Origin of the sequence: Oceaniradius stylonematis (assembly GCF_003149475.2) — a bacterium.
GTDB lineage: Bacteria > Pseudomonadota > Alphaproteobacteria > Rhizobiales > Rhizobiaceae > Roseitalea > Roseitalea stylonematis.
On record NZ_QFWV02000004.1, the window covers coordinates 455,406 to 482,277 of the forward strand.

At 64.7% G+C, this 26,872-nt stretch carries 28 protein-coding genes and 1 pseudogene; 14 read left to right on the forward strand and 15 right to left on the reverse strand.

What is annotated here, in order from left to right:
* Positions 1–49: 49 nt before the first annotated feature.
* Both gloB and DEM25_RS05845 read left to right on the forward strand, forming a co-directional pair.
* Entirely contained in the window at positions 50–814 is a 765-nt protein-coding gene (gloB, locus tag DEM25_RS05840) for a hydroxyacylglutathione hydrolase (RefSeq protein WP_109768317.1), read from the forward strand.
* Positions 814–1,281, forward strand: coding sequence for a cupin domain-containing protein (locus DEM25_RS05845; RefSeq protein WP_196780278.1), 468 nt, complete (start codon positions 814–816; stop codon positions 1,279–1,281). The genes gloB and DEM25_RS05845 overlap by 1 nt, the downstream gene beginning before the upstream one ends.
* Here the strand turns inward: DEM25_RS05845 and DEM25_RS05850 are convergent.
* From DEM25_RS05850 to DEM25_RS05860, 3 genes are read right to left on the reverse strand one after another with little or no spacing between them, the layout of a single operon-like run.
* Positions 1,267–1,917 (reverse strand): lysoplasmalogenase, encoded by a 651-nt coding sequence (locus DEM25_RS05850; RefSeq protein ID WP_109768315.1) that lies wholly within the window; start codon positions 1,915–1,917, stop codon positions 1,267–1,269. The two genes, DEM25_RS05845 and DEM25_RS05850, sit on opposite strands and share 15 nt — an antisense overlap.
* A complete protein-coding gene (yddG, locus tag DEM25_RS05855; protein ID WP_109768314.1) occupies positions 1,914–2,843 on the reverse strand; it encodes an aromatic amino acid exporter YddG in 930 nt (309 codons plus the stop codon). Before yddG ends, DEM25_RS05850 begins: the two co-directional genes overlap by 4 nt.
* Before the next feature lie 24 nt (positions 2,844–2,867).
* Complete coding sequence (locus DEM25_RS05860) at positions 2,868–3,650, reverse strand: DUF3108 domain-containing protein (RefSeq protein ID WP_120222647.1); 783 nt, start codon at positions 3,648–3,650, stop codon at positions 2,868–2,870.
* Positions 3,651–3,909: 259 nt separating this feature from the next.
* Between DEM25_RS05860 and rpmB the strand changes: the two genes are divergently transcribed.
* Both rpmB and DEM25_RS05870 read left to right on the forward strand, forming a co-directional pair.
* Positions 3,910–4,206 (forward strand): 50S ribosomal protein L28, encoded by a 297-nt coding sequence (rpmB, locus tag DEM25_RS05865; RefSeq protein ID WP_109768973.1) that lies wholly within the window; start codon positions 3,910–3,912, stop codon positions 4,204–4,206.
* Positions 4,207–4,278: 72 nt separating this feature from the next.
* Complete coding sequence (locus tag DEM25_RS05870; protein ID WP_109768963.1) at positions 4,279–4,917, forward strand: VUT family protein; 639 nt, start codon at positions 4,279–4,281, stop codon at positions 4,915–4,917.
* Here DEM25_RS05870 and DEM25_RS05875 read toward each other — a convergent pair.
* The 4 genes from DEM25_RS05875 to DEM25_RS05890 all read right to left on the reverse strand — a co-directional run bounded on the left by DEM25_RS05875 (position 4,886) and on the right by DEM25_RS05890 (position 9,544).
* Positions 4,886–5,926: an esterase-like activity of phytase family protein gene (locus DEM25_RS05875; protein ID WP_109768962.1), complete on the reverse strand. Its 1,041-nt coding sequence runs from the start codon at positions 5,924–5,926 to the stop codon at positions 4,886–4,888. The genes DEM25_RS05870 and DEM25_RS05875 overlap by 32 nt on opposite strands.
* Positions 5,927–7,858: a cobaltochelatase subunit CobT gene (gene cobT / locus DEM25_RS05880; RefSeq protein WP_109768961.1), complete on the reverse strand. Its 1,932-nt coding sequence runs from the start codon at positions 7,856–7,858 to the stop codon at positions 5,927–5,929.
* Positions 7,859–7,880: 22 nt separating this feature from the next.
* On the reverse strand, positions 7,881–8,867 hold the full coding sequence (cobS, locus tag DEM25_RS05885; RefSeq protein WP_109768960.1) for a cobaltochelatase subunit CobS: 987 nt from the start codon (positions 8,865–8,867) through the stop codon (positions 7,881–7,883).
* Between the two features lie 62 nt (positions 8,868–8,929).
* Positions 8,930–9,544: a J domain-containing protein gene (locus tag DEM25_RS05890; RefSeq protein ID WP_109768959.1), complete on the reverse strand. Its 615-nt coding sequence runs from the start codon at positions 9,542–9,544 to the stop codon at positions 8,930–8,932.
* A gap of 165 nt (positions 9,545–9,709) precedes the next feature.
* Here DEM25_RS05890 and DEM25_RS05895 point away from each other — a divergent pair, with 165 nt between their 5' ends.
* The 4 genes and pseudogenes from DEM25_RS05895 (at position 9,710) to DEM25_RS05910 (ending at position 13,212) form a co-directional block, all read left to right on the forward strand.
* Positions 9,710–9,976 carry a BolA family protein gene (locus tag DEM25_RS05895; RefSeq protein WP_109768972.1) on the forward strand — a complete coding sequence of 89 codons (267 nt, stop codon included), beginning with the start codon at positions 9,710–9,712 and terminating at the stop codon, positions 9,974–9,976.
* Between the two features lie 128 nt (positions 9,977–10,104).
* Positions 10,105–11,352, forward strand: a complete 1,248-nt coding sequence (locus DEM25_RS05900; protein ID WP_109768958.1) for an efflux RND transporter periplasmic adaptor subunit — start codon at positions 10,105–10,107, stop codon at positions 11,350–11,352.
* A pseudogene (locus tag DEM25_RS05905) lies at positions 11,345–12,014 on the forward strand (ABC transporter ATP-binding protein). The gene DEM25_RS05900 and the pseudogene DEM25_RS05905 overlap by 8 nt, the downstream one beginning before the upstream one ends.
* Positions 12,004–13,212: an ABC transporter permease gene (locus DEM25_RS05910; protein ID WP_109768956.1), complete on the forward strand. Its 1,209-nt coding sequence runs from the start codon at positions 12,004–12,006 to the stop codon at positions 13,210–13,212. Before DEM25_RS05905 ends, DEM25_RS05910 begins: the two are co-directional and overlap by 11 nt.
* 15 nt (positions 13,213–13,227) lie before the next feature.
* Here the strand turns inward: DEM25_RS05910 and DEM25_RS05915 are convergent, their stop codons facing one another.
* The 3 genes from DEM25_RS05915 to DEM25_RS05925 are packed head-to-tail and all read right to left on the reverse strand — an operon-like array spanning position 13,228 to position 16,207.
* A complete protein-coding gene (locus tag DEM25_RS05915) occupies positions 13,228–14,484 on the reverse strand; it encodes an HlyC/CorC family transporter (protein WP_109768955.1) in 1,257 nt (418 codons plus the stop codon).
* A 5-nt stretch (positions 14,485–14,489) separates the two neighbouring features.
* The gene (gene aroB / locus DEM25_RS05920; protein WP_109768954.1) at positions 14,490–15,614 is read right to left on the reverse strand and encodes a 3-dehydroquinate synthase; all 1,125 of its coding nucleotides are present in this window, start codon (positions 15,612–15,614) and stop codon (positions 14,490–14,492) included.
* The gene (locus DEM25_RS05925) at positions 15,611–16,207 is read right to left on the reverse strand and encodes a shikimate kinase (protein ID WP_109768953.1); all 597 of its coding nucleotides are present in this window, start codon (positions 16,205–16,207) and stop codon (positions 15,611–15,613) included. Before DEM25_RS05925 ends, aroB begins: the two co-directional genes overlap by 4 nt.
* A 122-nt stretch (positions 16,208–16,329) precedes the next feature.
* Between DEM25_RS05925 and DEM25_RS17880 the strand changes: the two genes are divergently transcribed.
* The 4 genes from DEM25_RS17880 (at position 16,330) to apbC (ending at position 19,841) form a co-directional block, all read left to right on the forward strand.
* Positions 16,330–16,548: a histidine kinase gene (locus DEM25_RS17880; RefSeq protein WP_196780334.1), complete on the forward strand. Its 219-nt coding sequence runs from the start codon at positions 16,330–16,332 to the stop codon at positions 16,546–16,548.
* Positions 16,549–16,587: 39 nt separating this feature from the next.
* The gene (locus tag DEM25_RS05935) at positions 16,588–17,517 is read left to right on the forward strand and encodes a site-specific tyrosine recombinase XerD (protein ID WP_109768952.1); all 930 of its coding nucleotides are present in this window, start codon (positions 16,588–16,590) and stop codon (positions 17,515–17,517) included.
* Between the two features lie 98 nt (positions 17,518–17,615).
* Entirely contained in the window at positions 17,616–18,572 is a 957-nt protein-coding gene (locus tag DEM25_RS05940; protein ID WP_109768951.1) for an acetyl-CoA carboxylase carboxyltransferase subunit alpha, read from the forward strand.
* A gap of 120 nt (positions 18,573–18,692) precedes the next feature.
* Positions 18,693–19,841 (forward strand): iron-sulfur cluster carrier protein ApbC, encoded by a 1,149-nt coding sequence (apbC, locus tag DEM25_RS05945; RefSeq protein ID WP_109768950.1) that lies wholly within the window; start codon positions 18,693–18,695, stop codon positions 19,839–19,841.
* Positions 19,842–19,872: 31 nt separating this feature from the next.
* Here apbC and leuC read toward each other — a convergent pair whose 3' ends face one another.
* The 3 genes from leuC to bchE form a co-directional block, all read right to left on the reverse strand.
* The gene (gene leuC, locus DEM25_RS05950; protein WP_109768949.1) at positions 19,873–21,285 is read right to left on the reverse strand and encodes a 3-isopropylmalate dehydratase large subunit; all 1,413 of its coding nucleotides are present in this window, start codon (positions 21,283–21,285) and stop codon (positions 19,873–19,875) included.
* A gap of 126 nt (positions 21,286–21,411) precedes the next feature.
* Positions 21,412–22,047, reverse strand: coding sequence for a bacteriochlorophyll 4-vinyl reductase (bchJ, locus tag DEM25_RS05955; protein ID WP_109768948.1), 636 nt, complete (start codon positions 22,045–22,047; stop codon positions 21,412–21,414).
* A gap of 33 nt (positions 22,048–22,080) precedes the next feature.
* On the reverse strand, positions 22,081–23,787 hold the full coding sequence (bchE, locus tag DEM25_RS05960; protein ID WP_109768947.1) for a magnesium-protoporphyrin IX monomethyl ester anaerobic oxidative cyclase: 1,707 nt from the start codon (positions 23,785–23,787) through the stop codon (positions 22,081–22,083).
* Between the two features lie 170 nt (positions 23,788–23,957).
* On the opposite strand from bchE, the gene DEM25_RS05965 reads away from it, so the two are divergent.
* Positions 23,958–24,854: a DMT family transporter gene (locus DEM25_RS05965; protein WP_109768946.1), complete on the forward strand. Its 897-nt coding sequence runs from the start codon at positions 23,958–23,960 to the stop codon at positions 24,852–24,854.
* On the opposite strand, the gene DEM25_RS05970 is transcribed toward DEM25_RS05965, so the two are convergent.
* Positions 24,851–25,678 (reverse strand): amino acid ABC transporter permease, encoded by an 828-nt coding sequence (locus tag DEM25_RS05970; RefSeq protein WP_109768945.1) that lies wholly within the window; start codon positions 25,676–25,678, stop codon positions 24,851–24,853. The two genes, DEM25_RS05965 and DEM25_RS05970, sit on opposite strands and share 4 nt — an antisense overlap.
* Before the next feature lie 59 nt (positions 25,679–25,737).
* Here DEM25_RS05970 and DEM25_RS05975 point away from each other — a divergent pair, with 59 nt between their 5' ends.
* Positions 25,738–25,941, forward strand: a complete 204-nt coding sequence (locus DEM25_RS05975; RefSeq protein ID WP_147393280.1) for a hypothetical protein — start codon at positions 25,738–25,740, stop codon at positions 25,939–25,941.
* 87 nt (positions 25,942–26,028) lie between these two features.
* On the opposite strand, the gene DEM25_RS05980 is transcribed toward DEM25_RS05975, so the two are convergent.
* The gene (locus tag DEM25_RS05980) at positions 26,029–26,835 is read right to left on the reverse strand and encodes a transporter substrate-binding domain-containing protein (protein ID WP_109768943.1); all 807 of its coding nucleotides are present in this window, start codon (positions 26,833–26,835) and stop codon (positions 26,029–26,031) included.
* Positions 26,836–26,872 lie beyond the last annotated feature (37 nt).

Here is a 26,872-nt window from a genome sequence, read left to right on the forward strand (position 1 = left end):
AAACCGCATTTGTGCGGCCAGGGCAACGCGGATCGGAAGGACATGCATCATGATCGAGATCGAACAGTTTACCTGTCTGTCCGACAATTTCGGCGTTCTGCTGCATGACGCGGAGACCGGGCGGACGGTTTCGATCGATGCGCCGGAAGCGGCGGCGATCCAAGCCGCCCTTTCGCGGCGCGGCTGGAAACTGACCGACATTGTGGTCACACACAAGCATTTCGATCACATTGACGGCCTCAAACCGCTCAAGGACGCGTATGGCTGCACCATTGCCGGCCCCAAAGCCGAGGCGGACGCGATCGGCATGCTCGACGAGCAATTGGCCGAAGGCGATGTCTACGAGGCCGGGTCCATGACGTTTTCGGTGATCGAAACGCCGGGCCATACGCTGGGCCAAATCAACTACCACTGCCCGCAGGCCAATGCGCTTTTTGCCGGTGATACGCTGTTTTCGCTGGGATGCGGTCGGCTGTTCGAGGGCAGCGCCGGCGACATGTTCGCTTCGCTTGAAAAGCTCAAGGCCCTGCCGCCGCAGACGCATCTTTACTGCGGTCACGAATACACGCGGTCGAATGCGGCTTTCGCGCTGTCGGTCGACCCGGACAATGATGCGCTGAAAGTCCGCGCCGATCAGGTCGAGGCGCTACGTGCCGAGGGCTTGCCGACGCTGCCGGTCACGCTGGAGCGCGAACTTGCCACCAACCCGTTCCTGCGAACCGGCGATGCCGGCATTCGCGCGCATCTGGGCATGATGGACGCCGACGATGTGGCCGTCTTCGCCGAATTGCGGGCGCGCAAGGATCGCTTCTGATGGACCATCTTTCCGCTGCCGACATCCGCGCGCTTCTCGGCATGCAGCCGCATCCGGAAGGCGGCCATTTCGTCGAGACGTTCCGCGACGCGGTTTCGCACGGATATGGCGCGCGTGGCGCATCGACCGCCATCTATTTCCTGCTCGAGGCGGGCGATGTCTCGCATTGGCATCGCGTCCTGGATGCTGCGGAGGTCTGGCATTTCTATACCGGCGCGCCGCTGGTGATCACGCTGTCCCCGAATGGTCATGACGCCGAGGCGCACCGGCTGGGCATCAATCTGGCGCTGGGCGAGCGGCCGCAGATCGTGGTTCCGGCGGGATGGTGGCAGACGGCCACATCGCTCGGCGCGTGGACGCTTGTCGGCTGCACCGTCGCTCCGGGCTTCGATTTTGCCACTTTCGAGATGGCGCCGCCGGACTGGCGGCCCACGCCGCGGCCTGCCGCCGGATCAGACAAACGCTGAAACAAGCGCGAACTGAGCGGCGACGTAGAGCACCCAGATCGCCGGTCCGGTGAAGGCGCGCCTTGCCTCGTCGTCGGGCGCGATCACAAACTTCTCCATGCCGAGTATCGCATCGGACGCCATGAACAGCACGGCGCCCGCAATGACGAGCCAGGACCCCGTCAGCAGCGCCGTCAGGCCCATCGCGAGGATGGCTCCGACATAGGCCATGACCGGCCAGCGCAGCGGGCCCGCATGGCGAAACAGGATCCGACCCAGGATGAGCGCCACGCCGACCATCATGACCGCAATCAGCCAGGAAAAGGCCGGCAGGCCGCCGAAGCGGGTTTGCGCGAACAGCAAGACGTAGATCACATGCCCGGCCAGAAAGGCGATCAGCCCCGAGAGGAATGCAGGATCAGCCGAACCGTCATCATCCGTGGCGGGCCGGGCGAAGGCCAGGAGCAGATCGCCGGCGGCGCTGTGCACGAGCGCGGCCACCAGAAGGACCGGTGCTCCGGCCAGCGCGGCGACGATGGCGAACAAGGAGACGGGCACGGTTTTGACAATGGCGCGCGCCAGGGTGCGGCGGCCAACCGGCATGAACAGATAGGCGACGGCGAACGCCAAGGCGGCAGCGAACAGGCCTTGCGTCATGGCACAGTCCGCCGGCCGATGGTCGAAAGGGCGGCGAGCAGGGCACCGGCGGTGATCAGAACGCAGGCAACCAGAACCGCCCAGCCGGCCTCGGCCCGGCCGGCGGCGATGAGAATGAGCGTCGACAGGAGCGGAGCGGCATAGCTTGAGGTGCCGACGAGCTGTATGTCGCCATGCTTGACGCCGTAATCCCAGACGTAGAAGGCCGCGCCGACCGGCAATAGGCCGAGACCGATGACGGCCAGCCATTGGGTCGCATCGAGCGGCCAGACGGCGGTTTCACGTTCAAGCAGCCACCAACCGAGTGTCGAAAGCAGCGCGGCAACGGCGCAAAAGACGATCACGGCGGATGACGGCACGGCGGCGAAGCGCCGTGCGACCAGCGAATAGCCGGCCCATGTGAACGCGGCGGCAACGGCAAGCGCATAGCCGCCGGCAAATTCGGGATTGACGGCGAGTGACGTGCCGCGCGTGACGATCAGCGCGGCCCCGGTAAAGCCCAGAAGCGCGCCGGCCATGTGATACCAACGCAGCCGTTCGCCGGGCAGAAGCGCGCTGCCGACGACGATCAGAAGCGGCCAGAGATAGGCGATCAGGCTCGCCTCGACGGCCGGCGCCGCCTTCAGGGCGGCGAAATAAAGAGCGTGATAACCGAACAAGCCGATGCTGCCGAGGCCATAGGCGAGCCATTGGCCGTCCGCCGGCCACAATCTTTGCCGCCCGCGGCGCGATGCGTGCCACAAGAGGCCGACAAGCGTGCCGACCGCAAAGCTGATGGCCGCGGTCTGGAACGGCGGCATGGCGCCCGTCGCATCGGTGAGAAGCGCCAGAAAACCCCACATGACCACCGCCAGAAACCCGGCAAGCGTCGCCAGATTGCGATGCCGGGATGAAGCAGGTCTGGTCGTTGGGCTGGCTGCGTCCATGCCCCGCCGTTTCGGGGCGGGCGGTCAGTTTGTCAATTGTTCAAAGCGCGTCGCGGTGACATTGACGGTGGCCCCGTCGATCTTCACCCGCGCCTTGACCGGCGCAAAAAGGCCCGTCTGGCCGACCGGTGCGAAGCTGATCTCGATGCGGCCCTTGTCGCGCATCCAGTTGATCTCGCGCTTGGAGCGGTTGAAACCGGCGATCGGAACGAATTGGGCCCGACAGGTAACGGCATCGCCGCTGTAGCCGGTGGCCGAGAACGGGATGGTGCGCAGATAGCTCATCTTGAGATCGGCGCGCAGGGCGCCCGAGAAGGTGCTGATGGTGCGGGCGCAGACCTGCCGCAGGGACGGCGCCGGAACCAGCATGGCGCCGATCGGATCGAGAACCCCCGACAATTGCGCCGGCGTCGGTTCGATCCAGTCATCGCCCTTTGTGACGGCGGGCGTGTTGCTGGCCGAGGTGACCCTGCCGCCGGAAAAGGCGATCAACGTGCGCTTGTCGCGCCCATTGTCGGTGTAGCGGACATCGAATTTGCCGGACTGGACTGTGCCGCCCCCAATCGCACCGGACGCGTTGAGCGTGCCTGCCGTGGTGGTGAACAGCCGCGCCACGCCGCGCGCCCGCATCGTCGCGTTCACCGTGTAGCTGCTGCCATCGATGGTCGACTGGAAGCTTGTAGAGGCGATGCGAAGGCCGAAGGCCGATACGGAATATTCCGATGCGTAATTGGCAGCCCGGGCGTGATTTGCGTTGATTGTTGTGACCGCCAAGACGGCCAATGCGGCGGAGACGATGCGTCGCATGAATGTGGTCCCGTTCCTTTACTGTCCCTTCGGCCTTGCTGGGTCAGCAATGAGCCGATTGTGTGGACGGATATGGCCCCGGCCGGCTGAACGGCGGCTGAACGAACGGCATTGACGGCCAGCCGCGCAAACACTATAGAGCGGCGACTTTTCCGCAATGCGCCAGGTCCATTGCCGCGTCCGGTTTCCGGAATTGGGGCGTCTGGGCCGTTTTGCGCTGACGGATCCGACAATTGCAAGACGATCGAAGGTGAATGCCATGTCGCGCGCATGTGAACTGACGAACAAGGCGGTCATGGCCGGCAACAATGTCAGCCACGCCAACAACAAGACCCGCCGCCGTTTCCTGCCCAATCTGTGCCAGGTGACGCTGATGAGTGAGACGCTGGGCGAAAAGTTCCGCCTGCGCGTTTCTGCAGCCGCCCTGCGCTCTGTGGAGCATCGCGGCGGGCTCGATGCCTATCTCGCCAAGGCAAAAACCGCCGAACTGTCGCAGCGCGCGCGCCTGATCAAGCGCCGCATCGCGCAGAAGCAGGCCGAAGGCGCCCAGGCGTAACGCGTCACTCCATCGCCGGCCCATCCCGGGCCGGTCTCATCTGCAACTGGTGGCATCACCCAGGATAAAAAAATGCGCTCTTTTCCGCTCGTTCCGACGCTCGGCTTCGTTTCCGCCATGTGCGCGGTGGTTGCCGCATCAAACTATCTCGTCCAGTTTCCCGTTCAGGTGACGGTTGGCGGCTACGATTTCGCCGATCTTCTGACATGGGGTGCGTTCACCTATCCGGTGGCGTTCCTGGTGACCGATCTGACCAATCGCCGGTTTGGCCCGTCCGCTGCGCGCACCGTTGTGTTCGCCGGTTTTGCGCTCGCAGTCGCCCTTTCGGTCGTTCTGGCGACGCCGCGCATCGCGGTCGCATCGGGCACTGCCTTTTTGACCGCGCAACTGCTCGATGTGTCGATCTTCGACCGGCTGCGGGCGCAGGCATGGTGGCGCGCTCCACTGGCCTCTTCCGTGATCGGGTCGGTTCTCGACACGCTGATCTTCTTCACGCTGGCGTTTGCGCCTGCGTTCGCCGTACTGGGCGCCAACGACGCGTTCGCGATCGAAACGTCGTCGCTGCTTGGCCTGTTTGCCGCAGAGGCGCCGCGATGGGTGTCCTGGGCGCTGGGCGATCTGGGCGTCAAGCTGCTGGTCGCGCTGGCGATGCTGGTGCCCTACGGCCTGCTGCTGAACGTCAGCCGCCCACGGCATCTGCCGGCGGCGTGAGATAGCGGAACTCGATCAGAAGGTTGCGCTGCAGGATCGAGTGATTGTCGTCTGACACGATGGTCAGGCGCGGCACGCCGTCGGCGTCCTGGGTGATCGCCAGCCCTTCCATATTGTCGATCTGGAAGCGCATGTCGGCCTCCAGCAGGATTTCGCCATCGACCGTGGCGCGCGCGCGGATTTCGGCATCGTCGATCCGGCGCAGCCGCATCGCAACGCCGTCACGTACGTTGAAGCGGCGTTCGAGCAGGATCAGATCGCCGTCGGGCAGAAAATCGATGTCCGTGACGTAGAAATCGTCCCGTTTTGCGACGGAAAACTCGAACGGCTCACCTGTACCTGGCCTCGCAAAAGCCATGATATTGCCGGCCGCATCGAGGCTGTTTTCGGTTACGCCGATCAGGGCTCCGGCAAGCGCGCTTGCCTCCGTGCCGATGGCGATGCCTTCGAACCCGCGATTTCTGCGCAGTTCGTGGAGCGGCACGGGCGGCGGGGCGGCGGCCTTCCAGCGGCGCTTTTCGCCATCGGTCTCGTACACGGCGATGCGATGTTCGCGCTCGAACGACACCCACAGCGTTCCGTCGCGGGCGGCAATGCCTTCGGCATCGGCCTGCCATTTTCCGGTGATCGGCGCGCCTCCCCTGCCGGCAATCGCGGTCATGGCCAGATCGGTGACGCCGGCGGGACTGCCGTTTGAATCGCGCACCAAAGTGCCATCGACCCAGAAACCGGTGTCGGTGACGCCGATAAACCGGCCCTGCCCGTCAACGAAGCGAAAACCGGACAATGCGCCGAAATGGCGAGAGGTGGCGTTGATCTCGAGACCCCCGGCAAATTCGAGATCGCCGAAACGTGTTTCGTCGGAGCCGATGCGGAAGCGGGTGATCGGCCGCGTCCGTGCCTCCATGCGGTGGAGTTCGGCCTGCTGTGCATGTGCCGGAGCGGGTGGGCTGGCCCATGGCGCGGTCGTCAGCATTGCCAGGGCGAGCGCTGCTCGCGACACGCCCATTCAGCCGGCCCGCCGCCGGCGCGGCGCGGCGCGGCCCTGCTGGCGCGCTGATGCGCTTTCGTCGGTGAACAGGGCGGCCAGTTGCTCGGTCATCGCGCCGGCCAGCTCCTCGGCATCGACGATGGTCACGGCGCGGCGGTAATAGCGGGTCACATCGTGGCCGATGCCGATCGCCAGCAACTCGACATCCGAGCGCGTTTCGATCTCCTCGATAACCGCGCGCAGATGGCGTTCGAGATAGTTGCCCGGATTGACCGACAGCGTCGAATCGTCGACCGGCGCCCCGTCTGAAATCATCATCAGGATGCGGCGCTGCTCGGGCCGGACGGCAAGGCGCCGATAGGCCCAGGTCAACGCTTCGCCGTCGATGTTTTCCTTCAGGAGACCCTCGCGCATCATCAGGCCGAGATTCTTGCGCACCCGGCGCCAGGGCGCATCCGCGCTCTTGTAGATGATGTGGCGCAGATCGTTGAGACGGCCGGGTTCGGACGGCTTGCCGCGCTTGAGCCAGGCCTCGCGCGCCTGACCGCCCTTCCAGGCCCGCGTTGTAAAGCCGAGGATCTCCACCTTGACGCCGCAGCGCTCAAGCGTCCGCGCCAGAATGTCCGCGCAGGTGGCGGCGACCGAGATCGGCCGGCCGCGCATCGAGCCCGAATTGTCGATCAGAAGCGTGACCACGGTGTCGCGGAAATTGGTGTCGCGCTCGCGCTTGAAGGTCAGAGCGCCGAAGCCGCCTTTCATCTCCTCGACGACAACGCGCGGCAGCCGCGCCGGGTCGAGATAGCCTTCTTCGAGATCGAAGTCCCATGACCGGTTCTGCTGCGCCATCAGGCGGCGCTGGAGCCGGTTGGCGAGGCGGCCGACGACGCCCTGAAGGTTGGCGAGCTGCTTGTCGAGATAGGCGCGCAGACGGTCCAGTTCGGCCTCGTCGCACAGTTCCTCGGCAGCGATCGTCTCGTCGAATTCGGTCGTGTAGATGCGGTAGTCGATATCCGACAAGATATCCTGAATGCCGGGATCGGGCCGCTCGACCTCGCCGGGCTCCTCGGCATCGAGATCGAAATCGTCGTCCATGTCGTCGCTGGTGGCGTCGGACGCCTCCATCTCGCCGGTTTCGGTCTCCTCGCTCTCGGCAGGCGCCTCGTCCTGATCGGCGCTTTCCTCGCCCGACTGCTGGTCGTCCAAGCCGCCATTGTCCTGCTCTTCCTGGTCGGGCGGCTGCTCTTCAGGGCTGTCGTCGTCGTCGGCTTCGTCGGCGCCGTCGCCCTCATAGTCGTCGGCCATTTCCATGGCGGCCAGCATGTGGCGCACGGCGCGGGCGAACGCGTTCTGATCCTCGACATTGGCGGCGAGCGCGTCGAGATCGGCCCCGGCCTTGTCGGTGATCCATTCGCGCCAGAGATCGGCGACGGCGCTGGCCGCTTCCGGCGTCGGCCGGCCGGTCAGTTTCTCGCGAACCATCAGCGCCACCGCTTCCTCCAGCGGCGCCTGGTCCTTTTCGGTGACCGCGGACAGATTGTTGCGCGTGAACCGGTCTTCGAGCATGGCGGCCAGATTGTCGCCCACGCCGGCCATGCGGCGCGTGCCCAGCGACTCGACGCGCGCCTGTTCCACCGCGTCATAAATGGCACGCGCCTGATCGCCCTCGGGCGCGATGGCGCGGTGCGTGGCGTTGTCGTGGCAGGCCGAGCGCAGGGCGATCGAGTCGCCCATGCCGCGCGTGACCATGACATCGTTCCTGGTTACCCGCTTTGGCAGGTCGGTCAGCCGCGCATGCTTGCCGGCGAAGGCCGGCCGATCGGCCGAAAAGACAACCTCCAGCTCCGGTTCGCCCGCGATGGCGCGCATGCAGCCGGTCACCGCTCGCTTGAGCGGCTCGGTGTCGGCGGGCTTCTGCGCGCGCTTGCGGGAATTGTCTCCTGGGCTGGCCATCGTGCTCGCGGTCGGGACCTCGTCAGCTGAGCGCGACGTTGGCCGCGCTTTCCTTGAGTTCCTCGCCGAAGCAGCGCTGGTAGAATTCGGCCACCAGCGTTCGTTCGAGATCGTCGCACTTGTTGAGGAACGTCAGGCGGAACGCCATGCCCAGATCGCCGAAGATCTCGGCGTTTTCGGCCCATGTGATCACCGTGCGGGGGCTCATGACAGTCGACAAATCGCCATTCATGAAGGCTTGCCGCGTGAGGTCGGCGAGCCGCACCATGGCGTTGACCGTCTCGCGGCCATCCTTGGTCTGATAGTGCTTGGCCTTGGCGAGCACGATCTCGACCTCATTGTCGTGCGGCAGATAGTTGAGCGTGGTGACGACCGACCAGCGGTCCATCTGCGCCTGGTTGATCTGCTGGGTGCCGTGATAAAGGCCGGTCGTGTCGCCCAGACCCACCGTGTTGGCGGTGGCGAACAGGCGGAAGGCCGGATGCGGGCGGATCACGCGGCTCTGGTCGAGCAGCGTCAGCCGGCCCGAGCTTTCAAGAACGCGCTGGATGACGAACATCACGTCGGGGCGGCCGGCATCATACTCGTCGAACACCAGCGCGACATTGTTCTGATAGGCCCAGGGCAGAATTCCGTCGCGGAACTCGGTGACCTGCTTGCCCTCGCGAACGACGATGGCATCCTTGCCGACAAGATCGATGCGGGAAATGTGGCTGTCGAGATTGACGCGCACGCATGGCCAGTTGAGACGCGCGGCGACCTGCTCGATATGGGTCGACTTGCCGGTGCCGTGATAGCCCGAGACCATGACACGGCGATTGTGGGCAAAGCCCGCCAGGATCGCCAGCGTGGTGGCGCGGTCGAAAATATAGTCCGGGTCGATCTCCGGAACGTGGGAATCGCCGGTCGAAAAGGCCGGAACGGTCATGTCGACATCGATGCCGAAGGTGTCGCGCACATCGACGCTCGTGTCGGGCATGTCCGCAATATCGAGTTCGATCTTGTTCATCTCGTCTTCTCCGGCGCGCCGCCCTCGGTCACGCCCGTTCTCATTGTCCTATGGATGGCGCGCTAGCACAGGCCGGCGGTCTTTAACAGTTGATAGGCCTGGATCACGTCACGGAACCGCTCCTCGGAGGTGCGATCGCCGCCGTTGGCGTCGGGATGGTGCTTCTTGACCAGTTCCTTGTAGCGTGTCTTGACGTCGTCCGACGTCGCATCGTCCTTCAGACCGAGCGTGCGCATCGCCTTGGACTCCAGCGGCTTGAGCCGGCGTACCGGTTTCTGGCTTTGCGCCCGCGCCCAGGCGTCGGGATCGCGCATCCGCATCGCCTTGGCCGATCCCGACTTCAGATCCGAAAAGACCGGCGCGGCGGTCGTCTTCATATTCGCCGTGCCCATCTTCCAGGTCGGCCGGTTGCCGGTCATGGAGTCCTTCTGGAACCTGGCGATATCGTCGTCCGAAAGGCCGGAGAAATAATTGTAGTTCTTGTTGTACTCGCGCACATGGTCGAGACAGAACCACAGATATTCGCCGTCCCGATTGCGTCCGGCGGGCGCCTTGTGCGCCCCCGGCCGCTCGCACCCCGCCCATTGGCAGCGGTTGCGCGCTTCCTCTTCGGCCTGCCTCTTCTTGCCGCCAGGCTTGATGCGGATCGAATCGAAATATTTCGAGCTTGATTTCATGCGGAACCGATTATGGCGCAACGCCATCTGCAAACAAGGATTGACATCGGGAATGCGCGCGGTACGCCGGACGTGTGGGCGCGGAAAAACGACGCACCCGTTTACCGGCGATCACGACATGTGGCAAGCAGGAGATAGGCATTGGCGGGTCCGATTGAAAGCGCCATGCGCGAGAAGCTGGCTGTAGCCTTCGCGCCGGAGCGGCTCGACATCATCAACGAAAGCCATCTGCATGCCGGCCATCAGGGCGGCGCAATGGATGGCACCGGCGAGACCCATTTCCGCGTGCGCATCTTGTCGGCCGCCTTTGAGGGCCTCGGCCGGCTGGCGCGGCATCGCGCGGTCAACGATGCGCTGGCCGACGAACTGGCCGGCGGCCTGCATGCGCTCGCCATCGAGCCGGCGGCGCCGGGCGAGCCGGTTCGCTGGTGATCGAACGCCGGCCCTTGTCGATGTTCGTCCTTCTGCTCGCGTCGCCCTGAGCGACTTGACTCAAATCATTGTGCGCTGCCTGACAGCGGTTAGCATGGTGTCAGTGTTTCTGGCAGCGAGACGCCGGCATGGCCGAACGGGATGAAAAGGTCGCGGAGACGCTCGGGCTCGACCGTGCGGCCCGACGCCATTTCAACTGGGTGGCCTATGCTCTCCTGCTGGCCGTCGTGGTGGCCGGTGGATGGTACTGGCTGACCCGGGCCGATGCCGAACGCGGCGTCGAATATGTCACTGCAGAGGCGACGGTCGGGGGTTTCGTCGTTACGGTCGATGCGACCGGAACGGTCGAGCCGACCAATCTGGTCGAAATCTCCAGTGAGCTGTCGGGCACGCTCGACGCGGTCAATGTCGATTTCAACGATACGGTCGAGGTGGGGACCGTTCTGGCAACGCTCGATACGACTCAACTGGAAGCGCAGCTTGCGGTCAGCAAGGCACAGCTCGACGCCGCCGAAGCACGAATAGCGATGGTCCAGGCGGGCCTCGACGATGCAAAGCAGAAGTTCGAGGCGGCGCGCGACCTGGAAGCACGCGGCATCACGCCCCGGCAGATGTTCTTCACGCAGGAGGCGGCGTACATTCGCGCCCGGGCGGAGATGGAGTCGGCACTCGCCGACAAGGCGCTGTCCGAGGCCAATCTGGACCTGCAGCAAGCGATTCTCGACAAGGCCTGCATCTGTTCGCCGATCCGCGGCATCGTGCTCGACCGCGCGGCCGATCCGGGTCAGATCGTTGCGTCCTCCCTGTCGGCACCGATCCTGTTCACGGTCGCCGAGGATCTGAGCCAGATGGATTTGCAGGTCGATATCGACGAAGCCGATATCGGCCGCATCGCGGTCGGCAATACCGCTACATTCACGGTCGATGCCTATGACGACCGGCGCTTTCCGGCGACAGTGACCGAAGTGCGCTTCGCGCCGCAGACGGTCGAAGGCGTTGTTACCTACAAGGCGATCCTGACGGTCGACAACAGCGCCCTGCTGCTCCGGCCGGGCATGACGGCGACGGCCGAGATCTCCGTGGCCGAGATCGAGGATGCGCTGGTCGTTCCCAATGCAGCGCTTCGCTATGCCCCGCCGCGCGAGCCGGGCGATACGCAGACCGACGACGACCGGAGCGGCCTTCTGGGCATGCTGATGCCCGAGCGCCCGCAAGAGGATGTCGAGGGCGATGTTCGCACCGTGTGGGTGATGCGCGACGGCGAGCCTGAGGAAATCCCGGTGGTGACCGGCGACAGCGACGGTTCGGTGACCGAGGTGGTCGGCGGTGAGTTGCGTTCGGGAGACCTGGTGATCACGGACCGGGTCGATGGCTGAGTCCGGCCGGTCCGATCCGCCGCTCATCAAGCTGCGCGACATCACACGCGTCTACGGGCATGGCGAAGCGACCGTGCGGGCGCTTGACGGCATCAACCTGACCATCGAGGCCGGCGAGTTCATCGCCATCATGGGACCGAGCGGATCGGGCAAGTCGACGGCGATGAACGTCATCGGCTGCCTCGACAGCCCGACCAGCGGCACCTACCGGTTTCGCGGGGTCGAGGTCGCCGATCTCGACCGCGATCAGAGGGCGCTCCTGCGCCGGCACTATCTGGGGTTTGTGTTTCAGGGCTACAATCTGCTGCCGCGCACGAGTGCGCTTCACAATGTCGAGCTGCCGCTGATCTACAAGGGTCTTGGCAGGGCCGAACGCCGGGCAGCGGCGGTGCAGGCGCTCGAAAAGGTCGGCCTGACCCACCGCNAATCCCGAGGTGGTGCTTGCCGACGAGCCGACCGGCAATCTCGATACGCGGCGCTCGGTCGAGATCATGGAGGTCCTTCAGGCCCTGAACCGGGACGATGGGCTGACCATCGTCATGGTCACCCATGAGGAAGACATGGCCCAGTTCGCCGACCGCCTGATCTGGATGGTCGACGGACGCATCGAACGCGACGGGCCGACCCGGCCGGAACGCGAGGTGGCCCGCGATGCTGTATGAAACGCTTCTGCTGGCTCTGCAGGCGATCTTCCGCAATGCACTGCGGTCGTTCCTGACGGTGCTCGGGATCGTGATCGGTGTCGCGGCGGTGATCGCCATGCTGACGGTTGGCCAGGGCTCCACCGAACAGGTGACGGCCGATGTCGAAAAGCTCGGCACCAACGTCCTGATGGTGCTCCCCGGCGGTGAGGCAATGGGCGGTCCGGCCGGCACGGCCGACCCGATGTTCGTCATAGGCGATGTCGATGCGGTGCAGGAAGAGATCGCCAGCGTGGCGCTGGCGGCACCGATCAGCCAGAATCGCGCCCGCGTCGTGTTCGGCAACGAAAACCGGCGCACCGACATTGTCGGCACCGACAACCGCTACCTTGAGGCGGCGCGCTGGGACTTCGCCCGCGGACGCGCCTGGGAAGCCTCGGAAATCCAGTCCGGAAAGCCTGTCTGCATTCTGGGCGAGACGGTTCGGGCAGACCTGTTCGGCTACGCCGATCCGGTCGGCGAACAGGTGCGCATCAAGAACATGTCCTGCGAGGTCATCGGCCTTCTCGAGTCGAAGGGCGCTTCGACGTTTGGCGCCGATCAGGACGATTTCGTGCTGATGCCCTACCGGGCCTTTCACCGGCGGATTGCCGGCAATGCCGACGTCTCTACCATCTATGTCTCGGTGCGCGAAGGCGTGACCACCGAACGGGCCACCGAGGAGATCGAGGCGCTGATGCGCGACCGAAGGCGGATCGGCGCAGGCGAGGACGACGATTTCGACGTCATGGACATGGAGCAGATCGCCACCATGCTGTCGGGGATCACCGACATTCTGACCGGGCTCCTGTCGGCGGTCGCCGCGGTCAGCCTTCTGGTCGGCGGCATCGGCATCATGAACATCATGCTGGTGTCGGTCACCGAGCGCACGCGTGAGATCGGCATCCGGCTTGCCGTCGGCGCCCAGGCACGGCAGGTGCTGCTGCAGTTTCTCGTCGAGGCGATCGTGTTGTCGCTGATTGGCGGTTTGATCGGAATCCTGCTCGGCCTGGCACTCGGTTATCTTGGTGCCCAGTGGCTCGCCGTGCCGTTCCGTCCCGATCCGCTCGTGATCCTGATGGCGTTCGGATTTTCAGCGGCCGTCGGCGTGATTTTCGGCTTTTTCCCGGCCCGGCGGGCGGCGATGCTCGACCCGATCGAAGCGCTGCGCCACGAATAGAACAGACAGTCGGTCTTACGCCGGCCGGACGCGGAGTTTCCTGATCCTGTTCTTCTCGCGCTTGAGCACGATGAAGCGCTTTCCGTGGAAGGTGAAGGCCTGCTTTTCGGCGGGAATCGTCTTGGCTTCGTGGATGACGAGGCCGGCGATGGTGTTGGCGTCGTCGTCCGGCAGGTCCCAGTCGAGCGCGCGGTTGAGGTCGCGGATCGGCACCGACCCGTCGACGACGACCGACCCGTCCGCCTCGGTCTGCACGCCGGCCACCTCGATATCGTGCTCGTCGGCAATGTCGCCGATAATCTCCTCGATGATGTCCTCGAGCGTCACCAACCCTTCCAGCTCGCCATATTCATCGACGACGATCGCGACATGGGCGCGGCGGCGCAGGAAGGCGTTGAGCTGGTCCTGAAGCATGGTCGTGTCGGGCACGAACCAGGGCTTGTTGGCGATCTTCATGATGTCGACGCGGGTCGGGTCGTTGTCGACCGCGTGCAGAGCGCGCAGAAGGTCCTTGGCGTGCACGATGCCGACAATGTTGTCGGTCTCGCCGCGCCAGACCGGCATGCGCGTATAGGGGCTTTCGAGGATTTCGCGCACGACGATCTCGGCCGGGTCATCGGCATTGACCATGCGCATCGCCGTGCGGTGGATCATGATGTCGCCGACATCGAGTTCGCTGAGGTCGAGCACGCCGCCGAGGCGATCGCGCTCTTCCTTGATGAACGAGCCCTCCTCGTGAAGCACGGTCACCGCGCCGCGCAGTTCCTCATGCGCGGACAGGATCGATTCGTTGGCCCCGAAGGTCACGCCGAAGACGCTCAGGATGCGCCGGACGATGAAGTCGACGGCCCGCGCCAGCGGCGAAACAATGGCGACGAAGATCTGAATGGCCGGAACGACGAACATGGCGAACCGGTCGGTCTTGGAGATCGCCAGATATTTCGGCATCACCTCGGCGAAGATGACCAGCAACACCGTCATGATCAGTGTCGCGTAGACGACACCGGTATCGCCGAACAGCGACAGGAACAGCGTGGTCGCAAGCGCCGACGACAGGACGTTGATCAGATTGTTGCCGATCAGCAGCGCGCCGATCAGCCGTTCCTTGTTTTCCGTCAGCTGGCCGACCGCGCCGGCGCGGGCATTGCCGTTGGCCTCCATCTGGCGCATGCGGCCGCGTGAAACCGCTGTCAGCGCCGTCTCCGATCCGGAAAAGAAGCCCGACATGACGATCAGCACCGCGATGGCGCCGGCTATGATCCAGATTTCCATGACTGTCAGCTCTCGAGCATCTGTTGAAGGAAGGCCCTGACCTCGGAAGCAGGCACGTCGTCCGCAATGAACGCTTCGCCGATGCCGCGCGTCAGGATGAAGGTGAGCGCACCGCGCGAGACCTTCTTGTCCTGGGCGATGAAGTCCATCAGCGCGTCGGCGTCCGGTACATGGGCGCGCACCGGTGTCAGATCGGTCGGCAGGCCCGCGGTTTCAAGATGGGCCGTCACGCGTTTCACATCGTCGGGGCTGCACAAATTCATGCGTGCCGAAAATGCGTGCGCCAGCACCAGGCCGATGGCCACACCCTCACCATGAACGAGCACATCGGAGCGGTAGCCGGTGATGCCTTCCAGTGCATGGCCGAATGTGTGGCCGAGATTGAGCAGCGCCCGTTCTCCGGCCTCGCGTTCGTCGCGGGCGACGATAGCCGCCTTGGCCCGGCACGATGCGGCGATCGCCTGCGTCCGCGCCGGGCCGCCGGCGGTGATCGCATCGAGATTGTCTTCCAGCCACGAAAAGAAGGGCGCATCGTTGATCAGCCCGTATTTGGCGACTTCCGCATAGCCGGCGCGAAACTCGCGAACGGGCAGCGTGTCCAGAACAGCGGTGTCGGCGATCACGATGCGTGGCTGATAGAAGGCGCCGACCAGGTTCTTGCCCTGCGGAGCGTTGATCCCGGTCTTGCCGCCGACCGATGAATCGACCTGGGCCAGAAGCGAGGTGGGGATCTGCACGAAACCCATGCCGCGCCGCGTCACTGCTGCCGCAAAGCCCGTCAGGTCTCCGATCACCCCGCCGCCCAGCGCGACCACCAGATCGCCGCGTTCGAGCCGTGCATCGAGAAGTGCCTCGACCGTTTGCCGGAGGTGGCCGAAGTCCTTGGTGGCTTCACCGGCCGGCAGCACAAGGGTTCCCGGCTCGAAACCGGCACCGGAAAGGCTCGCGCGCACAGCATCGAGATGGAGTGCGGCCACGTTTTCGTCGGTGACGACGGCGCACCGGGTACCGGGCGCCAGCGTGGCCAGATATGTGCCGGTCTCGGCCAGAACGCCGGGTCCGATCACGATGTCATAGGCGCGTTCGCCCAGATCGACGCGAACTGTCTGGTGCAGGGTCTCGTCGATCATGGGCCGATCGTTCCGGTTTCGGGTGTTTTCAGGCACAGATGATAATGAAGCGCCTCGACGACCGTGTCGGCCATCTCGTCCTTGCCGACATCGCGGGATATGACCGTCACATCGGCGGTGGCGTAAACCGGGTATCGCTCGTCCATCAGCTTTTGCATCACCGCGCGGGGATCAGGCGCCCTTAAAAGCGGCCGCGTCGCCTTTCGCGACACACGCGCCATCAGAAGATCGAGATCGGCCGACAGCCAGACCGAAACGCCGGCGGCGCCGATCGCGGCACGTGTGTCGGCGTTCATGAAGGCGCCACCGCCGGTCGCCAGCACCGTTGCGCCGGCACCGAGAAGCCGGGTCATGACGCTGGCCTCAAGGCGCCGGAACTCGGCTTCGCCATAGTGCTCGAAAATGTCGGCGACCGACATGCTGGCCGCTTCCTCGATCTCGTGATCGGCATCGATGAAGGGCAGTTCGAGCCGCGCGGCCAGCTTGCGGCCGATCGCCGATTTGCCGGCGCCCATCAGGCCGATCAGGACGACCGGCCGCCCGTTCAGCCGGTCGGCGACCTGTTTGGCCATATCTGGCGATTTTTCTGTCATCCTGTGCTGTTAGCACATCATGGCGATGGCCGAGTCAAGCCGTTTGCCAGAGCTTGATCTTTCCCCCGTCGCGGCTGCATAAGAAGCGCAATTGTCCGATTTCGGGCAAAGATGGTTGTGTGATGCCCAGTCTCTTCCGGTTCCTCTTCGTGTTGGGCGTTCTTGCGGCGCTGGCCTACGGTGCCATGTTGGCGCTGGTGGTTTTCGTCAAGCCCGAGCCGCGTCCGATGACCGTCACGATTCCGGCGGACCGCCTGAACCCGGTGCGGATCACCGTTCCGACCGCCGAGCCGGCGGAAGCCGACGGGTCCGGCGATACGGAAGCGGAAGCCGCGCAATAGGCAGCGTTTCGGTAAGGTCTCGCCGCTAGGCTGTCGTCCATGATCGAAGCTTTCCTCGAGATGATGAGCGCCGAGCGCGGCGCGGCCCTCAACACGCTGCAATCCTATCGCCGCGATCTGGAGGATGCCGACCGCTTCCTGCGGGCCCGCGGCGCGGGCGGATTGCACGCCGCGCAGACCGCCGACCTGTCGGCCTATCTGCACGGGCTCGAGGCGCAGGGCTTCGCTGCCAGTTCCCAGGCGCGGCGCCTGTCGGCGCTGCGTCAGTTCTTCCGTTTCCTGTTTGCCGAAAATGTCCGCTCCGACGACCCGACCGGCGTTATCTCTTCGCCGAAAAAACAGCGTGGCCTGCCGCGCCATCTGAGCATGGAGGCGGTGTCACGGCTGCTGGAGACGGCGCGACGTGAAGCGCTTGAGGGCAAAAAATCGCCGGCACAGGCGCGGCGGACGGCGCGAACTCATGCGATCGTGGAGTTTCTCTATGCCACCGGTCTGCGCATCAGCGAACTGACGCGCCTGCCCGCGACCATCCTGCACCGCGAGGAACCGTTCTTCATGGTCAAGGGAAAGGGCGGCAAGGAGCGATTGGTGCCGCTGTCCGACAGCGCACGCCATGCCGGGCAGGCCTATCGGATGCTACTCGAAGGCGACGAACGCGCCCGACAATGCCCGTTCCTGTTCCCCGACGACAGTTTCTCAGGCCCGGTTGCGCGGCAGGTTCTGGCGCGCGACCTGAAGGCAACAGGCGCCCGTTGCGGCATTGCCGCCGAAAGCTTGTCGCCGCATGTGTTACGCCATGCCTTTGCGACCCATCTGCTTGAAAACGGTGCCGATCTGCGCGTCGTGCAGCAATTGCTCGGCCATGCGGACATATCGACCACGCAGATCTACACCCACGTAATGGATGAGCGGCTGCATGCGCTGGTCAGCGCCCATCATCCGCTGGCGGCGTCCGGAAACCGGCAATAGGGCGGCGCCCGCCCGCCCATCCTTGACATCATGGCCATTTGCCGCCACCTGCATGCCGCAACGGGCGCGGGAGCCGGCCGATGGCCGCAGGATGATCGATGTACAGCTATCTTGAGTTCGAAAAACCGATCGCGGATCTGGAAGGCCAGATCCTCGAACTCAAGAAGCTGGCCGAGAGCGGCGAAGGGGCGGTCGATGTCGCCGAGGAAATCGCGCGGCTCGAAAAGCGCTCGCACGAGGCGCTGGTCGAAGCCTATCGCAAGCTGACGCCCTGGCAGAAAGCGATGGTCGCCCGGCACCCGGACCGGCCGCACTGCATCGACTATGTCGATGCGCTTTTCACCGAATTCACGCCGCTGGCCGGCGACCGGAATTTTGCCGAAGACCACGCGGTGATGGCCGGGTTCGCGCGCTACCACGGGCAGCCCGTGGCGGTGATCGGTCAAGAGAAGGGCAACGACACCAAGTCGCGCCTGAAACACAATTTCGGCATGGCCCGCCCGGAAGGCTATCGCAAGGCTGTGCGGATCATGGAACTGGCCGATCGGTTCGGCCTGCCGGTGATCACGCTGGTCGATACGGCGGGCGCCTATCCGGGCATCGGCGCCGAGGAGCGCGGACAGGCCGAGGCGATCGCCCGATCGACGGAAAAATGCCTGAATCTGCGGGTTCCGCTCGTGTCCGTCATCATCGGCGAGGGCGGCTCGGGCGGCGCGATCGCCATTGCCACGGCCAATACCGTCCTGATGCTCGAACACGCGATCTATTCGGTGATCTCGCCGGAAGCCGGCGCGTCGATCCTGTGGCGCGATGCGGCCCGCGCCAAGGATGTGGCCACGGCCATGAAGATCACCGCCCAGGACTTGCTCGAACTGAAGATCATCGATGCGATCATATCCGAACCGCTGGGCGGCGCGCATCGCGATGTGTCCGCCGTGATGGCCGAAACCGACAGGCATCTCACCAAGGCCATGGCGGCGCTGGACGGCAGGGATGGCGACACACTCAGGCGCCAGCGGCGCGAAAAGTTCCTGGCCATCGGCCGGAACCTCTGAGACCTCTGTCCGGCTCCCCGCCACGATCCGTGTCGGTCTGCCGCGCCCTTCAAGGCTTCGACCGCTTGGCATCGATGGGTTGGGCGCATATCTGTATGCCGCCCGCCCGAGGGGAAAAGAATGGCACAAGCACCCAGCCAGGACATCGTCACCGAAACGCTGCGCAAGATCATGCTGCCTGACGGGCGCGATCTGGTCGGCGCCGGGATGGTGTCGGACATCTTCATCGCCGACGGGAAGGTCTTCTTCTCGCTGACCTGCGATGCCGCCGATGCAGAGCGGCTGGAGCCGGTGCGCGAGGCGGCCCAGGCTGCGGTCACGGCGCTGCCCGGCGTCAAGGCGGCGATGGTTGCGCTGACCGCCGAAAAAAAGGGCGGCCAGAGCGGGCCGGAGCCGCAGGCGCGAAACGTGCCGCCACCGCCGCCATCGGCCGGGCGGCGCCCGGTCACCGACCGGGCGAAGCCGGGCGTCCCCGGGGTCAAGCACATCATCGCCGTCGCGTCGGGCAAGGGCGGCGTCGGCAAGTCGACCACCGCGATCAATCTGGCGCTCGGTCTTGCTGCTTGCGGTCTGAAAACCGGCATTCTGGATGCAGACATTTACGGGCCGTCGCTGCCGCGTCTTTTGGGATTGAAGGACACCAAACCGCAGCAGCTCGAGGGCCGCATTCTCAAGCCGATCGAACAGTTCGGGCTGCAGTCCATGTCCATCGGCTTTCTGGTCGAGGAAGAGACGCCAATGATCTGGCGCGGGCCGATGGTCGTCTCGGCGATCACGCAAATGCTGCGCGAGGTGGCCTGGAGCGATCTCGACGTTTTGGTCGTCGACATGCCGCCGGGCACGGGAGACGCACAGCTCACCATGGCGCAGAACGTTCCGCTGTCTGGCGCGGTGATCGTCTCGACGCCGCAGGATCTGGCGCTGATCGACGCGCGCAAGGGCCTGAAAATGTTCGAGAAGGTCAATGTGCCGGTTCTCGGCATCATCGAGAACATGAGCTATTTCGTGGCGCCGGACACCGGCGCGCGCTACGACATCTTCGGCCATGGCGGCGCCAGGGCGGAAGCTCAGCGGCTGGGTGTCCCCTTTCTGGGCGAGGTTCCGCTGGTGATGGCGATCCGCGAAACCTCCGACGCCGGAAGACCGATCACCGTGGCCGAACCGGACGGTCCGCACGCCGCTGCCTACACGGCCATCGCCGAGCGAGTTTCGGCGGCGCTCTCGACCGGTGCCGGCGCGAAACCAGCCCCCGCCATCGTTTTCGAGTGATCGCGTTCCGCCGGACGCGGCCGGCCGGGGTTCAGTCTTTCAGCGAGCGTATATCGACAAACCGTCCGGCGATCGCTGCGGCGGCTGCCATGGCCGGCGAGACGAGATGGGTGCGGCCCTTATAGCCCTGCCGGCCCTCGAAATTGCGGTTCGACGTCGATGCGCAGCGCTCTTCAGGCTTCAGCCGGTCGTCGTTCATGGCAAGACACATGGAGCAGCCCGGCTCGCGCCAGTCAAAACCCGCCGCCTTGAAGATCGCGTCGAGCCCTTCGGCCTCGGCCTGTGCCTTCACCAGGCCCGAGCCGGGGACGATCATCGCATCGACCCGCTCGGCCACGCGCTTTCCCTCCACCACGCGGGCGACTTCGCGCAGATCCTCGATGCGGCCATTGGTGCATGAGCCGATGAACGCACGGTCGATCTCGATATCGGTGATCCTGGTGCCCGGCTTGAGCCCCATATAGTCGAGCGCGCGCCATTTGGAGGCGCGCTTGTTGGCATCCTCGATCTCGTCGGGGTCCGGCACGCTGCCCTCGATCGAGACGACATCCTCGGGCGACGAACCCCAGGAGACGATCGGCGGCAGATCTGCGGCGTCGAGCGTGACGATCTTGTCGAAATGGGCGCCTTCGTCGGTGTGGAGCGTTTTCCAGTAAGCGAGCGCCATGTCCCATGCCTTGCCCGTGGGTGCGCGGGGCTTGTCCTTGATGTAGGCGAAGGTGGTCTCGTCGGGCGCGATCATGCCGGCGCGGGCGCCGCCCTCGATCGACATGTTGCAGACGGTCATGCGCCCTTCCATGGACAGCGCGCGGATCGCATCGCCCGCATATTCGATGACATGGCCGGTGCCGCCGGCGGTGCCGATCTGGCCGATGATGGCGAGGATGATGTCCTTGGCCGTCACGCCGTCGGGCGCGACGCCATCGACGCGCACCAGCATGTTCTTCGCCTTCTTCTGGATCAGCGTCTGGGTGGCCAGAACGTGCTCGACCTCGGACGTGCCGATGCCGTGCGCCAGCGCGCCGAACGCGCCATGGGTCGAGGTGTGGCTGTCGCCGCAGACGATGGTCATGCCCGGCAGGGTGAAGCCCTGCTCGGGGCCGACAATGTGGACGATGCCCTGCCGGCGGTCGTTCTCGGAATAGTATTCGATGCCGAAATCGGCGGCGTTCCTGGCCAGCGCCTCGACCTGGATGCGGCTTTCCTCGTTCTTGATGCCCAGATGCCGGTCTGGCGAGGTCGGCACATTGTGGTCGACCACGGCCAGTGTCTTTTCGGGCTGGCGGACGGTGCGGTTGGCCATGCGCAGGCCTTCGAACGCCTGCGGGCTGGTTACCTCATGGACCAGATGCCGGTCGATATAGATCAGCGACGTGCCGTCGTCGGCCTCGTGAACCAGATGGTCGTCCCAGATCTTGTCGTAGAGCGTGCGCGGCGCGGCCATGGCGGCGTGTCCTCATTGGCGAGTGTGCGGTATTGCGCCGATATGCAACGGCGGGGGAAGGGGCGTCAAGGACGCTGCCGCCGACTTCCGGCCGTCGCCAGCACGCATGAGAATCGGGCGTCGCTGTCAGGCAACCCGCACGATCTCGAAGCGGCAGACCTCGCTGCCCCAACCGACGCACTCGGTTTCTTGGATCGTGATGGCCGGATCGACGAGGGTCTGAAACAGGCGTCGGAACACCGCCGCATGCCAGACGCAGGATGAAAACCCGGCCTTGCCCAGACAGATCGGATTGTCGTGGATGGCGATGAATCCCGCCCCCCGTTCGACGCGTGCATTGCCGGCAAAGGTCCAGGCGTTGCGGGCGATCGCCGCCATCAGGGCGCGCTGCGCAATGTATGCCGGCAGGTGTCTCAACATCCACTGGGCGGCTTTGGGGATGCGGTTGGCGAGGATGTAGTCGCCTGTCAGTTCGCCGGCCCGCTTCATCACCGCATGGGCGGTCTTCGCGTCGAGTTTGGCGGCGATCTGGCGGTTCAGCGCATTGACGGTATCGGCCTCGATCATGGCGTCGGGATCGGCGTCGGCAAAGCGTTCGAGGCCCGCGGCACCGAATATGGAGCGGCGTGCTGACCTGCCGGCCAACGCGTCGAGCGCGGCCCGCGTCTGGATGACGGCGTTGGGCCCGACGGTCGGCGGCGCATCATCGACTGTTGCGCGGCGAACGGACCGCTTTGCCGTTTCGCTATCGAGGACCGTCACGGCGCACTTCCTCGCAGTGGTGAGTGGCTGCCATCACTCGCCAGCCGGCGGTGCCTCGGTCGGCAGCTTGACCCTCGGCGGACGCTTGGCGCTCGGCCGGCGCGTCGATGTCGGCAGTCCGGAATAGTCTTCCATCTGCTCGGTGCCGCCGCCGCAGGCCATCGGCACGCCGTCCTCGTTCTTTTCGATCTTCCGGCGGGCTTCCTGCAGCGCGACCTTCTTGTCGTGGATCGCGGCCCAGTCGTCGAGCTGCGCCTTGGCGATCGTCCGCGTCTCGTCGAAGTGGAAATCGACCTTGCCCTTGGACTGCGGGCCCCAATAATTGTGCTTGCCGAGGTCATAGAATTTGCGCTGGAAGCCGGCCTTCAGAAACGCCTTGAGGCAACCGAGCAGATAACGGCGCCGGAAGCCCGTGCCGCGCCACGGATAATGGAACAGCGCCTTCTTGGAGTAAAAGCGCCGGTAATTGTTCATCACACGGTCGAGAAGCTCGTCGCGGTCCATCGCTTCGGGCTTCATGATCGGCGTGACGAAATTGTACTTTGAGAAGTCGAACACCTCGACCTTGTCGCCCAGTTCCTGGAACAGGGGCGTGAACGGCCAGGGCGTGTACATGGCCCAGTTGGCAAGATCGGGCTGCCAGTCCCAAGCCATCCGATAGGTTTCTTCCAGCGTCTCGGCCGTCTCATTGTCGAGGCCGACAATGAATTGCGCCTCGGTGAAGATGTCGGCGTCGCGCAGCAGCTTGATCGCCCGCTTGTTGTCGGCGACCTTGGTTTCCTTGTTGAACTGGTCGAGCTTCATCTGCGCCGCCGCTTCGGTGCCGAGCGAGACGTGCACGAGACCCGCCTTGCGGTAGAGCGGCAGCAGTTCCTCATCGCGCAGAATGTCGGTGACGCGCGTGTTGATGCCCCATTTGATCTTCTGCGGCAGTCCGCGCGCGATCAGCTCTTCGCAGAACTCGATGAACTTCTTGCGGTTGATGGTCGGCTCCTCGTCGGCGAGGATGAAGAAGCCGACGCCGTGATCGTCGACCAGCGTCTCGATCTCGTCGACGACGGCCTTCGGGTCGCGGACGCGATAGTCGCGCCAGAACTTCCACTGCGAGCAGAACGAGCAGGTGAACGGGCAGCCGCGCGCCATGTTGGGGATCGCCACCTTCACGCCGAGCGGCACGTAGATGTACTTGTCCCACTCGAGCAGCGACCAATCCGGTTCGATCGCATCGAGATTTTTCACCGTTGGCGCGGCCGGGGTGGCGACGATCTGCTCGCCGTCGCCGAACGCCAGTCCCTTGATCGTGTCCCGCTCGGCGGGCCAGCGCCCTTCGGCAACGGCGGTGACGAACTCGGCGAAGATCTCCTCGCCCTCGCCGCGCACGATGACGTCGATCCATGGCGCTTCGGACAGGACCTGCTTGTACATGAACGTCGCATGCACGCCGCCCAGGACGCGGACGGCCTTGGGACAAACCTGCTGCGCGATCTTGAGCACGTTCTCGGCGACATAGATGGAGGGGGTGATGGCGGTGGTGCCGACAATGTCCGGCTGCAGGTCGGCGAGCCTCTTGCCCAGATCGACATCGTCGATCTCGTTGGTCATCGCATCGATGAAGGTGACCTTGTCGAAGCCGGCCCTTTTCAGCGAGCCCGCCAGATAGGCCACCCAAGCCGGCGGCCAGTTGCCGGCGATTTCCGCCCCGCCCGAGTGGTAGTTCGGATGAACGAGTACGACATGCATGGCGGGCCTCCCGACGTTTTGCGGGAAGCGTACGCCCGAACTGTCAACCTGAATTGACATAAGTCAACGTCAACGCATTTGGTCGGCGGGTGCAATCGGTTCAATTCTCAGCTTGACCGGCCGGGCGTTCGAGCGCATCGCGCGGCGTCTGTGTATTGAGCGCTTCAACGATGTTCATTCATGAGATCGCCGCGCTGGCAGCCGCTGCCGTATGGGCGCTGACCGGGCTCGTCTCGGTGGCGCCGGCCCGGCATCTGGGCGCCATCGCCTTTAACCGTCTGCGCATGGCGATGGTGTTCGCCATGCTGGCGGTGTGGGTGACGGCGGCGGGCACCTGGAGCACGCTGTCGGGCGAGGTGCTCTGGCCGCTGGTCTGGTCGGGGCTCATCGGCATCTTTCTGGGCGACACGGCGCTGTTTCTGACCATGAACAGGCTTGGACCGCGGCGAACGGGCATCCTGTTTTCGATGAATGCGCCGATGTCCGTCGTGCTGGGCTGGATTGTTCTGGGCGAAGCGCTGTCTGTGGTTACCTTGGCCGGCATCGCGATCGCCATGACCGGCGTGGTGCTCGCCATCGTCTTCGGCAAGCGCAAGGATCAGCTTCATCAATGGGAAAGCGTGACCGGGCCGCTGTGGGTCGGCGTTGCGCTCGGGCTCGCTGCTGCGTTGTGCCAATCGGTCGGTGCACTCATCGCGCGTCCCGTCATGGAAACGGGCATGGTCGATCCCGCCGCGGCATCGGCGGTGCGGATCGGCGTGGCCGCGCTGTGCCTGACCGTGCTGATGCAGGCGCCTGCTCGGATGGTCGGCCAGGCCAAGCCGCTGACCTGGAGCATTGCCGGCTACACCGCGCTGTCCGGTTTTCTGGCGATGGCGCTCGGCATGACGTTTCTGCTGTTTGCCCTGTCGGGCGGCGAAGTGGGGATCGTCACGACCCTTTCGGCGACGACGCCGGCGATCATGCTGCCGCTTCTGTGGTGGCGGACGCGAGAGATGCCGGCGGCCGGCGCGTGGATCGGCGCGGCGCTCGTCCTCGTCGGCAGCGCGCTGATCTTTTCGGGTTAGCGATGCTGGCTCTTTCGCAACCGCTTTTCGAGCTGCCGCAGGGCCAGCGACAGGCCGATGGTCAGGATCAGGTAGATGTAGGCGACGATCGAATAGGTCTCGAAGAAGCGGAACGAGCCGGACGCGTAGACCTTGCCCATCTGGGTGATGTCGGCGACGCCGAGCACGGAGACGAGCGAGGAATCCTTGACCATGGCGACGAAGTCGTTGCCGAGCGGCGGCAGGATGGTGCGGATCGCCTGCGGGAAGACGACGAAGCGGAACCGTTGGAAGGGTGACAGTCCCAGCGCCTCGGCCGCCTCGATCTGGCCCTTGTCGACGGCGAGTATGCCGGCGCGGAAGACTTCGGCGATGAACGCCGAATAGCCGATCATCAGCGCCAGGATTGCCCGCCACAGGAGCGAGATGTCGCGCACCAGAAGCGGCTCAATCCATCCCAGTTGCTGCAGCGGCCAGGTGACGCCATTGATCAGCCAGACCAGCGCCGGCGCGCCGACAAAGGCGATGTAGAAGAGCAGGACGATGATCGGGATGCCGCGAATAACTTCGACGTAAAAGCGTGCGATCTGCCTTAGGACGAGCGAATTCGACAGCGCCATCAGCGCCAGAAGCAGACCGAGAATGCTGGCCATGGCAAAGCCGACCAGCGTGACGAAGACCGTGATCTGCACGCCGCGCGAGACGGTGCGGAAGACCTGGGTGTAAAGGTCGTTGGTCGCGATCAGGATTGCAAGGCCGACGCCGATGACGGCCAGTGCCAGCAGCCACCATGGAAAGTCGTCGTCGGGCGCGTCTTGCGAGGGTTCGGGCGGCAGGGCGGTCATCGGATTTGCCAGCGGCTCCGGGATTTCATAGAGGGCCGTTGTGGGCGGAGGAAAACGACGTGTCCAGGATCGTTTGGGTCATCATCGCGTTCGGCATCTTTTACCTGTTCTACGGCGCGAAGGTCTTTTCGCCGCGATGGCATTGGGACCATGTCAAGCGCATGGCACGCAACGAGCCGACCTTTTCATCGCTGGTCACGATCACGCTGGCGCTGGCGATCGCATTTGTCCTGGTGACCTATGTCCGCACTGTGACCGGTTGACCACCGGGTCGCATGAGCCAGTGCCGGCATGCGCCGGATGCGCATGCCGGAAAGACATGAAAAGGGCGTCAGAGAAGCCCCAATGCCCTACTGGCCCAGCGAGTACTCCAGAAACCATTTGGTGTTCAGCGCGTCCAGCGTGCCGTCCGCTTCCATCGAGGCGATGGCGGCGTTGATTGGCTCGACCAGATCGGAGCCTTTGGGGAAGATGAAGCCGAAATCCTCGGTGCCGAGCGGTTCGCCGACCAGCTTCAGCGCGCCGTCCGAGGCCTTGACATAGCCCTCGCCGGCGGTGCCGTCGGTCAGGACGACATCGACATCGCCGGTGCGCAGCGCCTGGACCGAGGCGCCGAACGTTTCGAACAGCTTGATGCGCGGATTGGCCTCGTCGCCGTCGAGCATGTCGTAGACTGCCACGTAGAAGGGCGTCGTTCCCGGCTGTGCGCCGACAAGACCGTCTTCAAAGGCCGCAAAGCTCGGCGCATCGGCAAAACGCTCCTCGTCGCCGCGCACCAGCATGAACATCTGGCTGGTCATGTATTTGTCGGAGAAGTCGACCTTCTCCATCCGGTCCTCGCGAATGGTGATGCCTGTCATGCCGACATCATACTGGCCGTCGGACACCGCCTGGATCATCGCGTCCCAGGAGATATTCTGATATTCGATCGTCGCGTTCAGCCGCTTGCCGATCTCTTCCATCGCGTCATATTCCCAGCCGATCTGCTCGCCGGTCGACGGATCGAGAAACTGCAGCGGCGGATAGGCATTCTCGGTCACCACCGTGATCGTGCGGCCTTCCAGATCGGGCAGATCCATGGCCATCGCACCGCTTGCCGCGCCGGCCGCCATAACCGATGCGGCCGCTGCCGTCATTACCCATCGCCGTGTGAACATCGCACTTACTCCCTGTCGTATTGTGAGGTGCCCCGTC